14 protein-coding genes are annotated in these 19,255 nt (G+C 72.3%); 6 read left to right on the forward strand and 8 right to left on the reverse strand.

Annotated elements, in window-relative coordinates; all coding sequences use genetic code 11:
• Positions 1 to 459 precede the first annotated feature (459 nt).
• Positions 460 to 1,005, reverse strand: coding sequence for a hypothetical protein (locus ACIO1C_RS16640; RefSeq protein WP_401863755.1), 546 nt, complete (start codon positions 1,003 to 1,005; stop codon positions 460 to 462).
• A gap of 37 nt (positions 1,006 to 1,042) precedes the next feature.
• Here ACIO1C_RS16640 and ACIO1C_RS16645 point away from each other — a divergent pair, with 37 nt between their 5' ends.
• Complete coding sequence (locus tag ACIO1C_RS16645) at positions 1,043 to 1,498, forward strand: hypothetical protein (RefSeq protein ID WP_401863757.1); 456 nt, start codon at positions 1,043 to 1,045, stop codon at positions 1,496 to 1,498.
• Here the strand turns inward: ACIO1C_RS16645 and ACIO1C_RS16650 are convergent.
• The gene (locus ACIO1C_RS16650; RefSeq protein ID WP_401863759.1) at positions 1,480 to 2,121 is read right to left on the reverse strand and encodes a histidine phosphatase family protein; all 642 of its coding nucleotides are present in this window, start codon (positions 2,119 to 2,121) and stop codon (positions 1,480 to 1,482) included. The genes ACIO1C_RS16645 and ACIO1C_RS16650 overlap by 19 nt on opposite strands.
• Positions 2,118 to 3,629, reverse strand: coding sequence for an FGGY-family carbohydrate kinase (locus ACIO1C_RS16655; RefSeq protein WP_401863762.1), 1,512 nt, complete (start codon positions 3,627 to 3,629; stop codon positions 2,118 to 2,120). Before ACIO1C_RS16655 ends, ACIO1C_RS16650 begins: the two co-directional genes overlap by 4 nt.
• 141 nt (positions 3,630 to 3,770) lie before the next feature.
• On the opposite strand from ACIO1C_RS16655, the gene ACIO1C_RS16660 reads away from it, so the two are divergent.
• The 4 genes from ACIO1C_RS16660 (at position 3,771) to ACIO1C_RS16675 (ending at position 8,288) form a co-directional block, all read left to right on the forward strand.
• Positions 3,771 to 4,556 carry a DeoR/GlpR family DNA-binding transcription regulator gene (locus ACIO1C_RS16660; RefSeq protein ID WP_401863765.1) on the forward strand — a complete coding sequence of 262 codons (786 nt, stop codon included), beginning with the start codon at positions 3,771 to 3,773 and terminating at the stop codon, positions 4,554 to 4,556.
• Positions 4,557 to 4,676: 120 nt separating this feature from the next.
• Positions 4,677 to 5,693: a 2-hydroxyacid dehydrogenase gene (locus ACIO1C_RS16665; protein ID WP_401863768.1), complete on the forward strand. Its 1,017-nt coding sequence runs from the start codon at positions 4,677 to 4,679 to the stop codon at positions 5,691 to 5,693.
• Between the two features lie 86 nt (positions 5,694 to 5,779).
• Positions 5,780 to 7,237: an FGGY family carbohydrate kinase gene (locus ACIO1C_RS16670; protein WP_401863771.1), complete on the forward strand. Its 1,458-nt coding sequence runs from the start codon at positions 5,780 to 5,782 to the stop codon at positions 7,235 to 7,237.
• 79 nt (positions 7,238 to 7,316) lie between these two features.
• Positions 7,317 to 8,288, forward strand: a complete 972-nt coding sequence (locus tag ACIO1C_RS16675) for an alpha/beta hydrolase family protein (protein WP_401863773.1) — start codon at positions 7,317 to 7,319, stop codon at positions 8,286 to 8,288.
• On the opposite strand, the gene ACIO1C_RS16680 is transcribed toward ACIO1C_RS16675, so the two are convergent.
• Genes ACIO1C_RS16680 through ACIO1C_RS16700 form a run of 5 tightly spaced genes read right to left on the reverse strand, consistent with a single transcriptional unit; the run spans position 8,233 to position 18,619 of the window.
• Positions 8,233 to 12,573 carry a hypothetical protein gene (locus ACIO1C_RS16680; RefSeq protein WP_401863776.1) on the reverse strand — a complete coding sequence of 1,447 codons (4,341 nt, stop codon included), beginning with the start codon at positions 12,571 to 12,573 and terminating at the stop codon, positions 8,233 to 8,235. The two genes, ACIO1C_RS16675 and ACIO1C_RS16680, sit on opposite strands and share 56 nt — an antisense overlap.
• A complete protein-coding gene (locus ACIO1C_RS16685) occupies positions 12,557 to 13,435 on the reverse strand; it encodes a carbohydrate ABC transporter permease (RefSeq protein WP_401863778.1) in 879 nt (292 codons plus the stop codon). Before ACIO1C_RS16685 ends, ACIO1C_RS16680 begins: the two co-directional genes overlap by 17 nt.
• Positions 13,432 to 14,421 carry a carbohydrate ABC transporter permease gene (locus ACIO1C_RS16690; protein WP_401863780.1) on the reverse strand — a complete coding sequence of 330 codons (990 nt, stop codon included), beginning with the start codon at positions 14,419 to 14,421 and terminating at the stop codon, positions 13,432 to 13,434. Before ACIO1C_RS16690 ends, ACIO1C_RS16685 begins: the two co-directional genes overlap by 4 nt.
• Positions 14,418 to 15,716, reverse strand: coding sequence for an extracellular solute-binding protein (locus tag ACIO1C_RS16695; protein WP_401863783.1), 1,299 nt, complete (start codon positions 15,714 to 15,716; stop codon positions 14,418 to 14,420). The genes ACIO1C_RS16690 and ACIO1C_RS16695 overlap by 4 nt, the downstream gene beginning before the upstream one ends.
• A complete protein-coding gene (locus ACIO1C_RS16700; RefSeq protein ID WP_401863786.1) occupies positions 15,713 to 18,619 on the reverse strand; it encodes a family 78 glycoside hydrolase catalytic domain in 2,907 nt (968 codons plus the stop codon). Before ACIO1C_RS16700 ends, ACIO1C_RS16695 begins: the two co-directional genes overlap by 4 nt.
• 362 nt (positions 18,620 to 18,981) lie before the next feature.
• On the opposite strand from ACIO1C_RS16700, the gene ACIO1C_RS16705 reads away from it, so the two are divergent.
• A complete protein-coding gene (locus ACIO1C_RS16705; RefSeq protein ID WP_401863788.1) occupies positions 18,982 to 19,188 on the forward strand; it encodes a DUF4236 domain-containing protein in 207 nt (68 codons plus the stop codon).
• The last annotated feature ends 67 nt before the right edge of the window (positions 19,189 to 19,255 follow it).

Genomic DNA, 19,255 nt, shown 5'->3' on the forward strand with positions numbered 1-19,255 from the left:
CTCGATGTCGAGATAACTCTAGTACATGAGCGCGGCGGGGTCATGTCCGGACCCGCTGACGACGGCTGTTCTCCGCTGTCATGCAACCGAGTCGTTTGACAGCGAACCCAGCCGTTTCGGCTTCCTTGCCGGCGAACCTAGTCGTACGAGGCGACGCACTGGGGGTGCCGGGTGACCGTTCCGGTCGGGGTGGATCTGCGGAGCCGTACGTCGAGCTGTCGCGGCTGGAGTGGGAGCGTCGGCACGCTCAGGACTCCTTCGTACGCCGCACGGACGACTCGGCAGTGGTCGTCGATGTCCGGGCCGCTCCCCGCCTTGTTCCATCTCCTCCGGCTCCAGGAAGTGGCCTGAGCAATGAGGAACCGGCACAAGCGAGCCCTCCTCGTCCCGACCTTGTTCCAGGCACTGCCGCAAGACGGCCCGCCGACGCCGCGCGCAGGACGACAAGCGTCAGGCGGCCTAACAGTGATAGCCATCAGGACACTCAGCGAGCAGTACACCGAAGACCCAGAAGAAAAGGACCGGCACGCTGGACACCGCTCCCATGACGGCGAAGCGCCGGCGAGCCCGCCGGCGACGCCCGATGAGCGTCACCACGAACCCCACCGCGGGCGCGACCACCGCACTACCCAGAGCAACCAGCCCGAATATCCTGCCGAACTCCTCCCGCACCTCAGGAAACCCCATCGCAAGAGCGATGACAGGAGTCAGCAAGATGAGGGGAGCAGCCACCCACCACCACGACAACCCCATGATCACGCGATCCACCGTGGAAGGCATCCGGCGCTCAGGCGGCACATCGCCGGAACGCGGGTCCGAACCGACACCAAGAGATGACATGCCCAAACCATAGGTACGTTTCGCGGCCCAGCAGCACTTTTCGGCGGAGGTTGCGCCGAGCTGACGGCGGCTGCCATTCGGTCGGAGCGTCGGCGGATGTCGGCGGATGTCTTCATCTTCTTTCGGAGCACCGGTGGCGGGCGGACGCTCTACGCCCCTGGCCATGAGAATCTCCCCGTCGACCTACCTGCCCTTAGCCGCGGTGACAGTCATCCTCGGGCTCACTTACGTCTTCGTGGTCCTTCCCTCCGGTCGGGAGGACCGGGCCGAGCAGGACGCGGTCGCTCGGACCGCCACCGGTCTGATGCACGCGCTCGGACGAGGGGACGGCTCGGCGGCGTCTGCGGTGTTGACCCGGCCCGCCGCCACCGCTCTGGCCGGCCGTCAGGGCGTGGCCGACTGCCCTGCCGCCGTCGCCTCACTGGCACGCGCCCTGACCAGGGAGGAGCGCGACTCCATAGCCGCGGCGGAGCTGACCGACGAGCACGTCAACCCCATGAAGAAGGACAGGAGGAAGGACCCGCTGATCCCCGTCGAACTGCCCGCGAACCCCTTTGACTTCACGCGGTTCCTGGTGGCCGAGCGGAGCGGGGAGTGGCGCGTCGTCCGGGTGGACCAGGGCGGTCGAGGCGCGGGTGGTCATGTGGGGAGGTTGTAGGAGATCAAGGACGTCTGGTCGGCCGTTACGCGTAGTTCGGTGACGGCGCAGTTGCGGAGGCCCGGGAGGGTTCGGCGGTAGTTCGTCTTCGGGATGGACAGCAGGTGGCAGAGGACCAGGCGGAAGAGCGTGTTGTGGGCCACGACCAGGATCCGGCCGCCGGGGTGGGTGGTGGGGAGGCGGAGGAGTGCTGTCGCGCCTCGGACGGCGGCGGCCTCGGGGGCCTCTCCGCCCGGTAGCGGGTTCGCGGCCGGGTCGCGGCGGAAGGCCTCGACCTCGTGGGGGTGGGACGCTTCCAGTTCGGTGAGCGTCCGGCCCTCCGCGATTCCGAAGTCGAGTTCGGTGAGGGCTGCTTCGACCACTGCTCGCAGTCCGGTCGTGCGGGCCGCCGGGGCCGCCGTGCGGCGGGCGCGGGACAGGGGGGACGTGACGATCGCGTCGAGGCTGGCGCCGGCGGCCCAGCGGCCCAGGGACTCCGCCTGCTCGGCCCCCAGGGGTGTCAGGTCGATGTCGCTGATCCCGGCGTAGCGGTTCTCCGCGTGCCAGACCGTTTCGCCGTGGCGGGACAGGAAGAGCGTGGTGGGGGCGGCGGCCGGGGGCGTCGGGGTGGTCGGGGTGGTCATCCTTCTGTCCTCGCGTACGTCGCCGTTTCCTGCGGGAGCCAGCCTCGGCGTTCCAGTTCGTCCACCAGCGTCACGAACGGGGCCGTGAAGCGTTCGTGGTGGTCCTGGCGTGGTTCCAGCGTCGTGTGGATACGGACCATGCCCCGCGCGACCTGGCCACCGCCCCGTACCCCGTACGCCGCCAGCACCGCCATGCCGAGTGCGGGATCGGTGTGTTCGGGGATCGCGGCGGGGCGGCCGAGGACGTCCGCGCGCAGCTGGTTCCAGTAGGCGCTGCGGGTGGCGCCGCCGGTGAAGGTCACCGGGCCCTCGACCGACGCGCCGAGCATCCGTACGTAGGCGAGGCAGAGCCGTTCGGCCAGGGCGACGCCCTGGAGCAGCGCCGCGTGGTGGTCGGCCTCGTCGGCCGGCCGGCCGAGCACGAAGGCCTCGGCGTCGGCGGCCAGGAAGGGGAAGCGTTCGCCACGGGAGACCAGGGGGTACGCGACCGCGCTCGCCGGCTCCCGCGCCGCGGCGCGCAGGTCGAGCTGCCCCAGGTCGGCCCCGGGGAACGTCCGGGTCAGGACGCCGGCCCCGACGCTGGATGCGCCGCCGGGCAGCCAGTTCCCGTCCGGGGAGCGGTGGTTGTAGACGACACCGGCGGGATCGTGGAGCGGGGAGGCGGTGACGCCCTTGAGGACGAGGGTCGTACCGAGGACGGAGTTCCACTGCCCGACCTCCCAGGCCCCGGAGCCCAGTTGGGCGGCGCAGCCGTCCGTCATCCCGGCGAGGACCGGCGTGCCCTCGGCGAGCCCCGTCTCCTCGGCCGCCTCGCGGCCCACCGTACCGAGCGGGGTGCCGGGCGCCACCACGGCGGGGAAGTCGAGGCCGGACAGCCCGAGCCGGTCGTGGACGGCGGTGGGCCACGTACGGGAGTGCAGGTCGTACCCGGTCTTGAGGGCGTGGCTGGAGTCGGTCGCCACGCGGTGGCCGACGAGCCGGCCGGTGACGAAGTCGGCCTGGTGGCAGACGCGGGCGCCCCGCAGCCGGGCAGGGACAGCGGATTGTCCGCCGGGCCGCGCGCCGTCGTGGTCCGCCCCCGTGAGCCAGAGGAGTTTGGCGAGGGCCCAGCTCGGCTGGATACGGATCCCCAGGTCCCGCCAGACGTCGGCGCAGGTCTCCTGGGCGTACCGCGCCTCGGCCGCCGCCCGGCTGTCGTCGTACATGAGGGCGGGGGTGAGGGGGGTGCCGTGGGCGTCGGTGAGCAGGACGGTGCCCGACGTGCTGCACACGGCGATCCCCCGCACCCGGGCGGCGGGCATCTTGCGGAGGGTCCGGCGGAGGGCGGCGGTCGCGGCCGTCCACCAGTCGGCGGGGAGTTGTTCGTGCCGGTCCCCGTCGCGGTGGCCGGTGAGGGGGGCGGAGCCCCGGCCCCGCACCCGCCCGTCGTCGGTGACGGCCAGGGCGCGGACGCCCTGCGTCCCGAGGTCGAGTCCGAGCCACACGTCCTCGTGGTGTGCGTCCGTCACCCCTGCCTGCCTTCCTGCCTGTTCCGGTGTCCGGTTTCCGGTGCTCTCACGACGCTTTTCACACCGCGACCACGGAGGACCTCAACAATCTATGTTATATCCTCAGAGCTTCATGTTATTGGTGAGGAACAGGACCGGGGAATGTCACAGGACAAGAGCCAGCTCGGCCCCGCACAGCGCCGCCGGGAGATCTCCGATCACGTACTGACCGAGGGATCGGCGTCCGCGGCGGACCTGGCGGAGCGGTTCGGCGTGAGTCCGATGACCATCTACCGCGACATCGACGAGCTGGAACGGGAAGGGGTCCTGCGCAAGTTCCGCGGGGGTGTCACCGCCCAGCCCTCCGGGGTGTTCGAGAGCAATGTGGCCTACCGCAAGAAGTCCATGCGGCCGGAGAAGGAGGCCCTCGCCGCGAAGGCCGCCACCCTGGTCGAGCCCGGCATGTCGGTGATGATCGACGACTCGACCACCGCGCTGGAACTGGCGAAGCTCCTCCCCCGGTTCGAACCGCTCACCGTCGTCACCAACTTCCTGGAGGCGCTGAACCTCCTCTCCGGGGAGCGCGGTGTGCACCTGATGGCCCTGGGCGGCGACTACGACCCGCTGCACGACTCCTTCCTCGGCGTGCCGTGCGTCGAGGCCGTCGAGGCGCTGCGCGTCGACCTGTGTTTTGTGTCCACGTCGTCGGTGTTCGGCGACCACGCCTTCCATCAGGAACAGCGCATAGTCGCCGTCAAACGCGCGATGCTCGCGGCCTCCGGCCGTAGGGTGCTGATGATCGACCACTCCAAGATCGGCAGGACCGCGCTGTACCGGCTGGCGCCGCTCTCCGCGTTCGACCTCGTCCTGATCGACGACCGCACCCCGCCGGACGTCCTGCGCTCGCTGGACGAGAGTGGCGTCCGCTACGAGATCGCCCCCACCTGACCCGTCACTTGAGCCGTCACCTGAGCCGTCACCTGAGCCGTCACTTGAGCCCCGACCCGCCCCCGTCCTGACGGGACCGACCCATCCCGACGGGACCGCCACGACCAGGGAGAGTCCACGATGAAGATCCTCGCCGCCGGCGACCATTTTGTCGCCCCCGACCTGTTCGCCCGGGAACTGACCGCCGAGATCGGTGACAGTCATACGATCGGCGAACTGCTCCTGCCCTGGCCCCTGACCCCGTTCGGCCCGGTCTCCGAGGTCGTCGAGGCGTCCGGCGACGAGGCCACGCTCCTCGCCGCGCTCGACGGCGTACGGATCTGCGTCACCCAGATGGCCCCGGTGACCAGGAAGGTCCTCGAAGGCGCCCCCGAACTGCGGCTGGTGGTCGTCGGCCGGGGCGGGCCCGTGAACGTCAACCTCGACGCGGCGAAGGAACGCGGTGTCCAGGTCTGCAACACCCCAGGACGCAACGCGGCCGCCACCGCCGAGTACACGGTCGGCCTGCTGCTCGCCACGATGCGCCGTATCCCGGAGACGTCCGCGGCGCTCGCCGCCGGGCGGTGGGCGGGTGAGTTCTACACGTACGACAACTGCGGGCCCGGTCTGGACGGCGCGCGGGTCGGGCTCATCGGCTGCGGCGCGGTGGGCAGCCGGGTGGCGCGGGCGCTGGGCGCGTTCGGCGCGCACGTGCGGGTGTACGACCCGTACGCGGACCCGGAGTCGCTTCGCGAGGTGGGCACGCCCGTCGCCGACCTGGACGAGCTGCTGCGTACCTCCGACGTGGTGTCCCTGCACGCCCGGCTCACCCCGGAGACCCGGGGGCTGCTCGGCGCCCGTGAGCTGGCGCTGCTGCCCGAGGGCGCGGTGGTGGTGAACTGCGCGCGGGGCGCGCTGCTGGACGAGGACGCGCTGTGCGACGCGCTGGAGTCGGGGCGGCTGGCGGCGGCCGGGCTCGACGTGTTCGCGGTGGAGCCGCCACCGCCCGGCTCGCGGCTGCGGTCGGCGCCCCGGCTGGTGATGACCCCTCACCTGGCGGGCGCCAACACGGCGGTCGCGCACAACGCGGCCAGGACGGCCGCCGCCGAAGTGGGCCGGTTCCTGCGCGGCGAGCCTCTCGCCCACCGCGTCGTCTGAGGCTTGACTGGTCGTCAGGGGCCAGGGGCCAGGGAGTCGTCTCCGGACGGGCCTTGAGTTCCGCGGGTCACGACAGAGGAGGCACGGTGTTCGTCGGACTGGACATGGGAACCTCGGTCGCCAAGGCGGCGGCCTTCGCGGAGGACGGCACCGCGCTGCGGGTGGAGTCGACACCGATCTCGCTCGGCGGCCGGGGCGAGCGGGTCGAGCAGGATCTCGAAGAGGTGGTGCGGGCCGCCGCCCACGTCCTCGCGGCGGTGACCGACGGCGGGGCGCCGGAGCTGGTCGCCATGACCGGCCAGGGCGACGGACTGTGGCTGGTGGACGCCGGGGGACGGGCCGTACGCCCCGCGATGTCGTGGATGGACGGCCGGGCCGGTGACCTGGTGGCGGGGTGGATGGAGGACGGTACGGCGGAGCGTGTGTACCGGCGGACGGGGAACGTCCTGTTCCCGGGCTCCCCGGGACCGCTCCTGGCCTGGCTGGATCGTAACGAACCGGAATCCCTGGACGCCGCCACGACCGCCGCGTGCTGCAAGGACGTCCTCCATCTGCGGCTGACGGGCGAGCGCGGGACCGATCTCTCGGACGCGTCGGTCCCCTTCCTCGACCCGCGCACCCGCGCCTACTCCCCCGAGGCGCTCGCGGCCCTGGGGGTGACGAGCCGCGCGGACCTGCTGCCGCCGATCGCGGCCACCCTGCCGTACGGGAAGGCCGACGGCCGTACGCCGGGCCTGCCCGCGGGGACGCCGGTCACGTCAGGGCCGTACGACCTGCCCGCGACCGCGATCGGCGCGGGGGTGACCGAACCGGGTGACGGGCTGTTGATCGTCGGTACGACGCTGGCGTGCCAGGTGGTGGTGGAGAGCGTCGCGTTCGACGCGGAGCCGGTGGGGTTCCATCTCGCCACGGCCAGGCCCGACCGCCACATGAGGGCGCTGCCCGCGATGACCGGCACGGTCGCGCTCGACTGGGTGCTGGGGCTGGTGGGCGCCACGCACGACCAGGTGTCGGGGATGCTGGACGAGTCGCCGCGCGGCGCGAACGGCGTGGCCGCGCTGCCGTACCTCTCGCCGTCCGGTGAGCGCGCCCCGTTCGTGGACCCCACCGCACGCGCGGAGTTCACCGGTCTCGACCTGCGGGCGTCCCGCGCGGATCTGGTACGGGGCATGTGCGAGGCGATCGCCCTGGCGGCGCGGCACTGTATGGACGCGGCGGGGCTCACCGGCGAGCTCGCCATCGCCGGCGGCGGCACCCGCAGCCTGGCGTGGCTGCGACTGTTCGCCGACGTCCTGGGCCGCCCGCTGCGGGTGGCCCGGGCACCGGAGCCGGGCGCGCGGGGCGCCGTCCTGGCCGGGGTCGCGGCGCGGGGAGGGGAGCTGGGGCAGGACCTCGACGTGGCGGCGTGGACGGCACCGGAGGTGGTGGTGGACCCGGACCCGGCGGCTGTCGAGTTCTACGACAGCGCGTACGTGGACTACCTGTTCCGGGTCGCGAACGCGCGGGAACGCTGGCGGGGGCCGGCCGACGGCCGCCGCGTGTGAGGTCCAGGGGGTTGGACGTGTTTCCCACCAGTTCGTCCTCGCCCGGGCCGCTGACGGCCGGCTGGTGAATACTGGCCCCATGTCGGCCGATCGGGTTCTGCGGGATGTCAGGTTCCCCGGCGGCGCCGGCACGCTGGCCGGTTCGCTGGGAGTCCCTGAGGAGAGTGGTGGGGCATCTCCGGGCGTGGTTCTGGTCGGTGGGTCAGGATCGTCCGACCGGCACAACGACACGTACTTCCCGCCGATCCGCCGACACCTTCTGAGCACCGGCCTCGCTGTGCTGTCCTACGACAAGCGGGGCGTCGGTGAATCGTCCGGGGACTGGCGCGCGGCGACCATGGACGATCTGGCGGCTGACGCGTCCGCCGCGCTGGACTTCCTCCGTGCTCAGCCCGAGGTGCGGGCCGGCGCCGTGGGACTGTTCGGCCACAGTGAGGGCGGCTGGGTCGCCCTGCGCGCCGGTACCGCACGGGACGACGTGCCGTGGGTGGTCACCAACAGCTGTCCGGGTACGACTCCGGCGGTTCAGGAGCGTTACGCGCTGGCCAACTCCCTGCGGGCCGACGCAATCACGCAACAGGACATCGACAGCACCCTGGTGCTCTACGACCGTCTCGCGGAAGCGGGTCGCCGCGACGCCGGCTTCGTAGAGGCGACACAACTTGTCGACTCCGCCGGGAGGCCGTCCGGGTGGGGTTACTACTGGGCCGAGATGGACGAACGACTCTGGGAGTTCGTCAAACACAAGCAGGACCACGACCCGGTGCGGGACGCGGTGCGCCTGCGCTGTCCGCACCTGGCGATCTTCGGCGGCGCGGATCCACTGGTGCCCGTCGCCGACAGCGTCCGCTTGTTCGGCGCCACGGCTTGCCACACCGACCGCCACCGTCGCGCGACGCTGACCGTTGAGGTGTTCCCCGGCGCCGACCATCGCATCCAGTCCCATGGCGGGACTCACTTCGCACCCGGTTATCTCAGCGGCCTGACCCGATGGATCAAGGACCGGAACGCCGCCTGTCGAGGAGTCGGACGGGGCCCAGCAGGCCGGTGACACGCTGGCCGGGGAAGACGAAGTGGGTCGGGCTGGTCGCGTCCAGGTGGGGGGCGAGGGTGCCGTAGACCGTGATCTCGATGGTGTGGGGGCCGGGGGCGGTCAGGTCCGTCACGTCGAACTCGTACGGGGAGCAGATCCGTACGCCCGCGGGCACACCGTCGACCCGTACCTCGGCCGTGCCCCGGACCCGTCCGAGGTCGAGGACCGTCCGTCCCTTCCTCGCGCCGCCGGCGAGGAGGGTCACCTCGCGGGTGTAGCGCACTCCGCCGCTGTACTCGGCGAGACCCTGGGTCTCCCAGTCGCCGGTGCGGATCAGGCCTGGGCCGACCGCGCAGCGTACGGGTCCGGCCAGCGCGGCGCCGCCCCGGTGGCCGGGCCGGGTCTCCAGCCGCAGGGCGAGGGTCCTGGGGCCGGATGGCGGGGCGGGGGGAGGTTGCTGGGTCAGGTCTACCGTCAGGGTGCGTACGCCGTCGGCGTCGGGGGCCGCTTCTTCCACCGGGTGCTCACAGCCATCGGCGAAAACCCTCGTCCCGGGGGTGTGTACGTCGACGCTCAACTCCGCTGCCCCGGACGGTAGTTCGCACCACAGCCACTCCACCGCCGCCCGCTCGCCCGGGACCCCGAACCGGAGGGGTACGACCGTGCCGTCGTCGGCGTCCGGGTCCAGCCAGGCGGCCCCGGGCAGGGGGTGCGGGCGGCGGCGCAGGCACAGCGCGGCCGGGTCGCCGGACTGCTCGCGACGCACCACCACGGGGACACGTGAACCGGCGCGCTCGGACCACCAACTCCCGTCACTGTGCAGGCCGGTGGTCCGGCCGTCACCGTGGTCGAGGATCGCGTCCACCAGGACGGGGGAAGCGGCGGCGGTCGATTCCACGACGACGGTGTTGTCGCCGACGCGCAGGGCCGGGGCGATGTCGTGCCGCCGCACCCTCGGGACGGTGTGGGCGGTGTACGGGTCGAATCCGCCCTGCCGGCCGACCACTTGGCCGTTGACGCGCAGGACGCAGGAGCCGTGGGAGGCGATCTGGATCGTCGCCCGGGTGGGAACGGCGGTGAGGGTGAGGGTTGTTCCCACCCCACCCCGGCCGGTGTCCGCGGCGATCCACTCGGGGCGGCGGTAGCGGTCCGCGTCGCGGACCAGCGCGACGTGCGCCCGCAGGTCGGTTTCTCGATCAGGCGTCAGGGTGAGTGCGAGGAGGTGCGGGCCCGCCCGGGCGCGGACCCGTCCCAGCGCCAGGTGGCCGCTGTCGTCCAGGGCGACCGTCCGGCCGTCGAGGCGGACGGACTTGGCCGCGGCGGCTCCTACCGCCAGGTGGCCGTCGAAGGCGCTGTCCAGGTGGAGTTCGGCCTCGACGCGGACCGTGGTGCCCGCCGCCGTCGGTCCGAGGTGCAGGAACTCCTCCGGGACGTGGCCCTTGGGGCCGAGCACGGCACGGTGGATCGGGTCCTTGTGGATGCCGAGGGTGTCGGACCAGACGAGCGGTGTACGGTCGCCGTCCGCGCCGACCAGGACGGCACGCGGGCCGAAGGTGGCGTGCACGGTCGCCTCCGCCCTGCTGTCCCCGTCCTCACGCCGTGACCTGGCCCATCCGTCGCGTACGCCGTCCTCGCCCGCACCTTCCACGCGGTGGCGGAAGGTGCGGTACGTCGTGACGTGAGGCAGTGACGGGGCGGTGGGGGTGGGCGTGGGCGTGGGGCCGGGGCAGGGTCCGGCGGCCGGGCGGGCGAAGTCGCCCCAGGTGTTGTCGAGGGTCGGGACGAGTGTCATGTGCCACGTCGCGTCCGGCGGGATCTCCACGGACACGGCGGGCTCGGCGGCCTCCCCGGCCAACCCCCGGGGCGGGGCGGCCGTCCCGCCGGTGGTCGCCGAACCCGCCGGGAAGACGAGCAGCGCCGCCGGTCCCGTGTCAAAGGGCACCTCGACCTCCACGGACCGGATGTCGTCCTCGGCCACCCGGACCGGCAGGGTGCGGGGCGCACCGCCGAACGGGTCGAGCAGGACGGCCGGCCCCGCCACGTCCCGTACCCGCACTCGGGCCGTACGGGCGTAGCGGGCCGGGTCGAAGTCGTACCGGGCGTCGAGCCAGCCCAGAGCGGCCCCGCGCTCGTCGGGAGCGGCGACGGCCGCCTGTGTCGCACGGGGCGCCCCGGCGGTCAGGAACACGACGGTGGCCCCGTCCACGCGCCGCCCGAGCACGGGGACGGTGGCCCGTACGGCGGGTACGAAGGCCTCGGGGCCGACCGGTACGGGCTGTTCCGGCTGTTCCGGCTGTTCCCGCTCTTCCCCCTCTTCCCGCTGTTCGGTGAACGTCGGGGGCAACTCCGGCAGCAGGCCCGAGAGTTCGGTGCGCAGGTCGTCCGTCGCGGGGAGGAACGTGGCCCGGCCGTCCTTGAAGCACGCCCTCATCTCCTCCAGCGCCGCCGCTCCGTCCGGGCCGAGGATCAGCTCAGGAACGGCGCCGAGCGCGATCAACCGCCCTCCCGCCGTGGCGAATTCGATCAGCCGGCGTGCCGTCTCCTCCTCCAGCACCGTGCACGCGGGCAGGACCACCGCCGCGTACGCCTCGTCCGCCATGTGGAGGCGGGCGACGGCGGGGGCGGGGGGCGTACGCCGGACCTGGGCGCCGGCCAGCGAGGCGTCGTCGACGACGTCCGCGTCCAGGCCGAGCCGGTCCGTGAGGCCGGGACGGGTCCTGAACCAGGACATGTCGCCGACCAGTTCGAGGTACGTCGACTGGGCGCGTACCGCCTCCGCCGAGACCCCGTCCAGCGCGGAACCGGCCTGGGCGGTGGTCGTCGGCAGCAGGATCGCCACGTCGCAGAGGTGGCTGCCGAGGCTCAGGACCGCGCACAGCCGGGTCACGGCGTCGGCGAAGACGCGGTGGTGGTGCCAGTAGGGCTGACGCCAGTCGGTGCCGGGCGGTGCCCACTCCCACCAGCCGCCCTTGGTCGTGTAGTAGACGGCGTGCGGGTTGTAGAGGGTCGCGCCCGCGCGGAGCCAGGGCAGGAGCCAGTCGTACGTCTCCTCCAGCGTGCCGCCCCAGCCGGTGGAGTGGAACGCCTCGATCCAGGTGCGTGCCCTGCCGTAGAGGTGGGCGAGGGAGGAGTGGATACGGGCGTCGCCGTGGTGGTCGGAGCCGGGGGCGGAGAACCAGCGGTGGGTACGGGCGTAGTCGGCGTACAACTCAACCCCGGCGAGCGGGTGTCCGGCGCGGGCGGGGTCCTGCTGGTCGCAGCCGACGAGCAGGCCGTGGCGCTCGTGCCAGGCGGCGAGGGGCCGGAAGAAGGCCTCTTCGGCGAGTTCGGCGCGGGTGAGGTGGTAGTCGCGGCGGGTGCTCAGGACGCCGGGGTCCGAGGTGCCGCCGCCGCCGTCGTCGTCGTACAGCGCGTCCAGGAGGACGGTCAGGTCGTGGCCGCGCCGCCGCAGGAACGTGTCCGCGAAGTCGGCGGACCAGGTGGGCAGCGAGGGGAGTTCGTCCTGGAACGAGCCGACCACGACCGTGCCCAGCCGCTCCCCCAGGCGTCGTTCGAAGGCGCCGTGCACCGCGTCCAGGAGCGCGGCGCACGCGTCCGCGCCGAGGTAGTCGAATCCCCGCGGGATGTGGTGATGGACCGTCAGGAGCCAGCGGCCGGGGCCGTCGGGGGCCCGTACGACCACCCCGTCGCCGGATTCTGGGCCGGAGCCGACGACGGGCAGGGGGATCGGCGGGCCCACGGCCCGGCCCTCCTCGTCGACGGGTCGCGCGGAGGCCGCGAGCGGCTCTCCTTGTGGCGGAAGGCGCAGCTCTCCCCCGCCGTCGACCACGGCCCTCGCGCGGGCGAGGCGGCGGCCGGCGAACGCGGGCCGTTCGTCCACGAGCCGGGCCTGGAGATCGGCCCCGGAGAAGCCCAGTTGGTCGTAGAACCAGAGGCTGACCCCGAGGGCGCGGGCGTCGTCGCAGACACCTTCGAGCAGGGTCCACCAGGCGTCGGAGAGGAACGGCGGGTCGTCGGCGTCGGAGCCGAACAGCGGCCCGGACGGGGCCAGGTTGAGGAGGACGAGCTGGAACACCCCGCCTTCCGCGAAGCGTTCGAGCTGCGCCCGCAGGCGCGCCCGGTCGAGCGGTTCGCCGCTCCACCACCAGATGGCGGTGGGCGAGAAGGCGCGCGGTGGATCGGCCAGGATCTCCGCGACCCGCACCGGAAGGCCGACAGCTTCCGGTGCGGATCCCGGCGGACGCTCCGACACGAGCGCCGCACCCGGCAGCGCCGCGTCCGCGCCCTCAGCCCTTGAGGCCACCCGCGAACCCCTTGATCACATAACGCTGGAGGACGAGGAAGACCAACAGGATCGGCAGCGCCGCCAGGACGAGGCCGGCGAAGACGAGCCCGTAGTCGGACACGTACTGCCCCACGAACGAGAAGACACCGACCGGCACGGTCTCCTTCCCCGAGCCGCCCAGGTAGAGCAGTGGGGTGAAGAAGTCGTTCCAGACGAAGACCGCGTTCAGGATGATCACGGTCCCGGTGATGGGGCGCAGCAGCGGGAAGACGATCCGGGTGAACGCCTGCCGGTGGTCGCAGCCGTCGATGAGCGCCGCCTGCGCGTAGTCGGGTGGCAGCGCGCGGATGAACCCGGTGTAGAGGAAGATCGTGAACGGCAGCTGGATGCCGGTGTAGAAGAGGACCATGCCGTGGTACGTCCCGAGCCAGCCCAGGCTGTCGACCAGCTTGTAGAGCGGGATCATCCCGAGCTGGAAGGGCAGGACGATCCCCAGCAGGAAGAGGACGTACAGCCCGTAGCCGAGCCCCTTCGCCGTGCGGGCCAGGTAGTAGGCGCCCGTGGAGCCGAGGACGATGAGCAGCAGCAGGCTGAAGCCGGTGATGATCGCGCTGTTCACCAGGGCGGAGGCGAGGGACGCGGACGTCCAGGCGTCACCGAAGTTGCCCAGGGTGGGCGGGGCGGGCAGCGACAGCGGCGAATCGGCGATCTGCTGGGGGTCCTTGAGGGCCAGGGTCAGCAGCGCGTACACCGGGAAGAGGAAGACGACCGCGGCGGCGGCCATGCCCAGTTCGAGGGCGTAACTCCCGTACCGGGGACGGCGTTTGCGCCCCTCCTCCGTCCGTCGTTCCGGCTTTCCCGCGAGCGTGGTGGCGCTCACGCGGTCACCTCCCGGGCGCGTAGGTAACGGAGTTGGACCAGGGAGACGGCGGCGACGAACAGCGCGAGGACGAGTGCGACGGCGGTGCTGTAGCCGAACTTCCCGTACACAAAGGCCTCCTTGTACAGGACGGTCGACAGCGTCTCGCTCGACGTGCCGGGTCCGCCGTTGGTGGCCGCGTACACCTGGTCGAAGAGTTTGAGTCCACCGATGGTCGACAGCATCAGGTTGATGGTCAGCGCCGGGGCGAGCAGCGGCCAGGTGACGTACCGGAAGCGCTGCCAGGTCCCCGCGCCGTCGATCCGTGCCGCTTCGTGGAGTTCCACGGGCACGCCCTGGAGTCCGGCGAGGAAGACGACCATCGAGTAGCCCGCGTACTGCCAGATCACCATCGCGGCGACGGACCACAGCGCGAGGGACGGGTTGCCGAGCCAGTCCTGGCGCAGGCCGCCGAGGCCGATCGCGCCGAGGACACCGTTGAGTCCCGCGCCGTTGTCCGGGTTGTAGACGTACTTCCAGAGGAACGCGACCATCACCGGGCTGACGACGGCGGGGGCGAAGAAGATGACCCGCAGCAGCGACCGGGAGTGGATGTTCGTGTTCACACCGAGGGCGAGGAGCAGGCCGATGGCGTTCTGGACGACCACCACCGCGACGGTGAGCATCAGTGTGTTGCCGACGGACTCCAGCGCGCGGTCGTCGTCCAGCAGGGTGCGGAAGTTGTCGAGGCCGATGAAGGAGAAGCCGCCGATGCCGGACCAGTCGGTGAAGGCGTACACGACCCCGGCGAGGCTGGGGTAGAGGACGACGACGGCGTACACGACGAGGGCGGGGACGACAAAGGCCCACGGCGGTACGGTCTGGTCGCGGCGGACCCGTTTCCGGCGGGCCGGGTCCGGGGTGCCGGGACGGCCGGCCGTGCCGGTGGCGGCCGGGTCCGGCGGCCTGCTCCCGTCCGATGTGGTCGTCCCGGGAAGGGAGTTCACGAGTCCATCCCGTAGGCCTTGTCCATCTGGCCGAGCGCTCCTTTGACGTCGGTCTCCCCCGCGAGCAGGTCCTGTACGGCGGCGAAGTGGGCGGGCTGCACCTCGGCGTTGGGCCAGCGCTGGTCCATGAAGGGGACGGCGCGGTCGGCGTCGACGATGGGCAGGAAGTCGGCCAGTATGGGGTCGATCCTGGTGGTGGCGTCCCGGGTGAGGGGGATCGCCGAGACGGCGGCGGCCCACCGGTTGATGTTCTGCTGCCGGCCGAGGAAAGCGATCAACGCCTTCGCCTTCTCCTGGTTGTCGGCCCGGGCGGCGACGCCGAGGCCGACGACGATCCCGGCGGGGATCCAGGCCTTCGCCGGCTCCTCGCCGCCGGGGAAGGGGAACATGCCGAGGTCCCCGGGCGTCCGGGTGGCCTCGCGGTACATGGCCAGCACGGCGGAGACCTGGACGGCCATGGCGGCCTTCCCGGCGGCGACCATCGCGGTCTGCTGCTCGAAGGTGGTGCCGTTGGGGTTGTCGTTGAAGAAGCCCCGGCGCTGGAGTTCCTGGTACTTGCCCATCGCGTCGGCCCAGCCCGAGTCCGCGAAGGTCGTCCGCCCGGCCGCCATGTCGTCGTCGAAGCGGGGGTTGTCCGCGTAGACGGCGTGGGGCACCAGCGCGTAGGTGATCAGCTGGGTGACCCAGGGGGTCTGGGCGCCGAGTGCCAGGGGGACGATGCCCTTGGACTTCAACCTGGCGCAGACGGTGAGCAGTTCGCTCCAGGTACGGGGCGGGGACACCCCGGCCTTCGCGAACGCCTTCTTGTTGTAGACGGCGCCGATGACGCTGCTGCCCGCCGAGTACAGGTAGGTCTTCCCGTCGTTGCGGTACGCCGCGTCGAAGCTCGCCGGAATGCCCTTGGTCCACGCCTGGTCGGAGAGGTCGGTGAGCAGTCCGCCCTTCGCCAGCTCGACCATGGACATCGCGCTGCCGCTGCCGGGGAACAGGACATGGACGTCCGGGGCGTTGCCGCCGGCGAGTTGGGTGCGTACGACGGTCTGCACCTGGTCGGTGGGGGCGTAGGAGGTGGAGAACTCCGTGTCCGGGTGGTTCTTGAGGTAGACGGGGAGGAGTTCGTCGAGGGGCTTCTGCTGGTCGGTGACCCCGACGATCCGTACGCGTCCGGAGTCGGAGCCCGAACAGGCCGCGAGGCCGGGGAGGGCGGTGGCGGCGGCGGCCCCGCCGCCGATGCGGAGGAATCCCCGGCGGCTGACCGTACGCCGGGCGGAGCGGGCGCGGGAGCCGGTGCTCATGGTGTGTCCTCCTCGTGGGTGCCGGCGAACGAGGCCGCCGCCGGGCTCGGGCGGCGCCGGTCCTGGCGGAGCGCGTGCGGGAGCCGGGCCGTCGGGGACGTGTCGGCGTACACGCTGGTGAAGCGGTACGTACCGGAGGCGACGCGGCACAGGACGTGGTCGCGGCCGGTGGTGAGTGGTGTGACGTGCGGGCCGTCCTCGACCGGCGCGTCCGACTCGCGGACCGACGCGGGGTCGGTGGTGGGGACGCGGACGTCGGCGGTGGCGCCCGGCGGCACCTCGACCCGCAGCTCGAAGCGGTCGCCGTCCCGGGACCAGCGGACCTCGACCGCGCCGCGCACCGATTCGTGCCGGGCGCCCGCGTGGGTGAGCCCGCCGGGGTGGGGCCGGACGCTCAGGTGCCGGTAGCCGGTGGAGTCCGGGCGCTGGCCCAGTCCGGCGATCCCGCGGTAGAGCCATTCGCCCACGGAGCCCAGCGCGTAGTGGTTGAAGGAGTTCATGGACGCCGCCTGGAAGCCGCCCTCGGGGGTCCAGCCGTCCCAGCGCTCCCAGATGGTCGTGGCGCCGTGGCGCAGCGGGAACAGCCAGGAGGGGTGTTCCGTACGGCGCAGGAGCGCGTGCGCGAGGTCCGCCCTGCCGTGTGCGTCCAGGACGGGCGCGGCGAGCGCGACGCCGAGGAAGCCGGTGGTGAGGGCGGGTCCGGCCTGTTCGACCAGCTCGGCGAGGCGGTGGGCGGCGGCGTCCGCGAGGCTGCCGGGCAGCAGTTCGAAGGCGAGCGCGACGAGGTAGCCGGTCTGGGTGTCCCCCGCGATCCGTACGACGGTCCCGTCGGCGGTCCCGCTGGCGGTGACCTCGGCGGTGACGAACTGTTCGGCGAACACGGCGCTGATGGCGTCGGCCAGTTCCCCGTACCGCCGTGCGGTCTCCCGCTCGCCCAGGACCTCCGCGGCCAGGGAGGTGAGCCGGGCGCTGTGGGCGAAGTGGGCGGTGGCGACGACGTCGCGCGGGGTGGGGGTGCCGGGGGCGAGCCAGTCGGAGAAGTGCGGTCCGACCCTCTTCCGCCATACCAGGTCCGGGTTGTGACGGTGGATCAGGTCGACCCAGGCGCGCATGCCGTCCAGGGCGCGGGCGAGGAAGCGCGGGTCGTCGTACGTACGGTAGAGGTGCCACGGGATGATCACGCCGGCGTCTCCCCAGCCGGGCGCCCCCTCGTCGTCCACACCCGCGAGGCGGGGGGCGACGTTGGTGAATCCGCCGTCGGGGGTGCGCGCGTCGTCCACGTCCCGCAGCCACTTGGTGAAAAACGCGGCGACGTCGGCGTTGAGGGCGGCGGTCGGGAGGAACACCTGGGCGTCGGCGAGCCAGCCGAGGCGTTCGTCGCGCTGCGGGCAGTCCGTCGGGACGCTGACGAAGTTGGAGCGCTGCCCCCAGGAGACGCAGTCGTGCAGCCGCCGGATGCCGGGGTCCGAGCAGTCGAACGCGCCGGCCCACGGGGTGTCGCTGTGCAGGACGACGGCGACGACGTCCGAGGGGTCCAGGTCGGGGAGTCCGCTGATCTCGGCGTAGCGGAAGCCGTGGTAGGTGAAGCGCGGCTCGAACATGACGTTCTCGCGCCCGTCGCCGACGAGGACGTCGGTCGCGGCGGCCGTCCTGAGGTTGGCGGTGTACAACTGGTCGGTCCCGTCGAGCACTTCGGCGTGCCGGACGACCACCCGGGCGCCCGCCGCGAGGGCCGGGACGTGGAGCCGTACGCGCCCCGCGAGGTTCTGGCCGAAGTCGACCAGGTGCGTCCCGGGCGCGACGCGGGTGATCGTGCGGGGCAGCAGGGTGGTGGTGGCCCGGACCGGCTCGTCGGGCGAGGCCACCAGCAGCCGGTGGCCGGTGTCCGTGACGACGGCGGGCGTCCAGCCGGAGTCGTCGAAGCCGGGCCGGTCCCAGCCGTCGGCCGCGTGCCGCAGGTCGTGGCACTCACCCATGAGCAGGTCGGCGTGGCGGGTCGCGCCGGTGGCCGTACGCCAGGCGGGGTCGGTGACGACCTTGGTCGTACGGCCGTCGGCGCCGGTGAGGTGCAGTTCGGCGATCAGCTGCGGGAACGTGCCGTAGTGGGCGCCGGCCCTGCGCGGCTCGAAGCCGACGAACCCGCTCCACCAGCCGTCGGCGAGGGTCGCGGCGAGGACGTTCTCGCCGGCCTGGACGAGGTCGGTGACGTCGTACGTCTGGTACTGGACGCGGTGGCGGTAGTCGGTCCAGCCGGGGGCGAGTTCGGCGTCGCCGACGCGGGCGCCGTTGATCCTGACCTCGTACAGGCCCCGGGCGCTGACGTAGAGGCGGGCGCGGGCCGGGCGCGGCGCGGAGAAGGCCCGGCGCAGGGTGGGGCAGGGGGCGAGGCCGTGGTGGTCGAGGGCCACGACGCCTTCGGTGGGGGCGTCCACGACGTCCACGGGCCGGGGGTCGTGGGCGATCCAGGAGGCGCTCCACGCGTGGGGGCCGGTCATCCCGTGGTCGGTCATGGCGGTCTCGAACCACGAGGTGGCCTCGGCGGGCCGCAGGGGCGAGGGCCCTCCGGGCCAGACGGTGACACGCCAGTGGTAGCGGGTACGGGGCGCCAGGGCGGGCCCGCCGTAGACCACTCCGACGGCGTCCGGGTCCGCGACGCGCCCCGTGTCCCACAGCGGCCGCCCCCCGCCTGCCAGGTCCCGGGGGTCCTCGGCGACCCTGACCCGGTAGGCGACGGGGTCGTCGCCGCGCCGGTCCGACGCCAGCCGCCACGAGAGCAGGGGGGCGGGCTCGTCCGTACCGAGGGGGGTGGTGCGGTGGTCGCACCGCAGCGCGTAGGGCCGCAGCCCTGACGGTGGGGCGGAGGGTCTCGGGGTCCGTGCGTCCGCTGCCGGGGATCCGGACACGAGCACGTCCTTCCTTGGCGCCGCAACGGCGCACACGACCACGTGGGATGTGAAATCCAACGTGAATCTAACGTGAATTCCGTGGCGTGGAGACTATGAGCCGCCCCCAGGGGTGTCAAGGGTGCCGACGGGGTGTCAACTCACCCTTACATAAGGGATTAAAACGCCCCATACGGACACGCATGTCAGGCGTGGCGCGCCACCTCACGGGATATGCAGTGTGATTACCACATGAAAGAGCGTTAAAATGATGGACGGCGGGTGACGCGATGTCACCCTCCTTGCGGCCGGAACGCATTGGGTGGCATGGATCGGCGCGGACGGGACACCCGCATGCCAGACAGAGACAGAGGAGGCGCACGATGCCGATCACATTCCGCAAGAGTTTCCGGATCCTGCCGGGGGTGCGGCTCAACATCAACCGCCGCTCCTGGTCCGTCACCACCGGCGGCGGCAAGCACGGGCCGCGCCACACGTCGAGCAGCACCGGGCGCAGGACCACCTCGATGGACCTGCCGGGTCCCTTCGGCTGGCGCAAGACCACGAAGACCAAGAAGAGCGGGCACTGACGCGAGCGCGGACCCTGGAGACACCCGTACGGCCGACCCCGGTGGCGGGGTGGGGCCGGGGCGGCGA

Source organism: Streptomyces sp. NPDC087420 (assembly GCF_044744165.1).
Taxonomy (GTDB): domain Bacteria; phylum Actinomycetota; class Actinomycetes; order Streptomycetales; family Streptomycetaceae; genus Streptomyces.

What these genes read in the sequence shown, in the direction of transcription:
- ACIO1C_RS16640 (WP_401863755.1), bottom strand. Translation starts at nt 1,005, where the DNA reads ATGGCCAGGGGCGTAGAGCGTCCGCCCGCCACCGGTGCTCCGAAAGAA.
- ACIO1C_RS16650 (WP_401863759.1), bottom strand. Translation starts at nt 2,121, where the DNA reads ATGACCACCCCGACCACCCCGACGCCCCCGGCCGCCGCCCCCACCACG.
- ACIO1C_RS16660 (WP_401863765.1), top strand. Translation starts at nt 3,771, where the DNA reads ATGTCACAGGACAAGAGCCAGCTCGGCCCCGCACAGCGCCGCCGGGAG.
- ACIO1C_RS16665 (WP_401863768.1), top strand. Translation starts at nt 4,677, where the DNA reads ATGAAGATCCTCGCCGCCGGCGACCATTTTGTCGCCCCCGACCTGTTC.
- ACIO1C_RS16675 (WP_401863773.1), top strand. Translation starts at nt 7,317, where the DNA reads ATGTCGGCCGATCGGGTTCTGCGGGATGTCAGGTTCCCCGGCGGCGCC.
- ACIO1C_RS16695 (WP_401863783.1), bottom strand. Translation starts at nt 15,716, where the DNA reads ATGAGCACCGGCTCCCGCGCCCGCTCCGCCCGGCGTACGGTCAGCCGC.
- ACIO1C_RS16705 (WP_401863788.1), top strand. Translation starts at nt 18,982, where the DNA reads ATGCCGATCACATTCCGCAAGAGTTTCCGGATCCTGCCGGGGGTGCGG.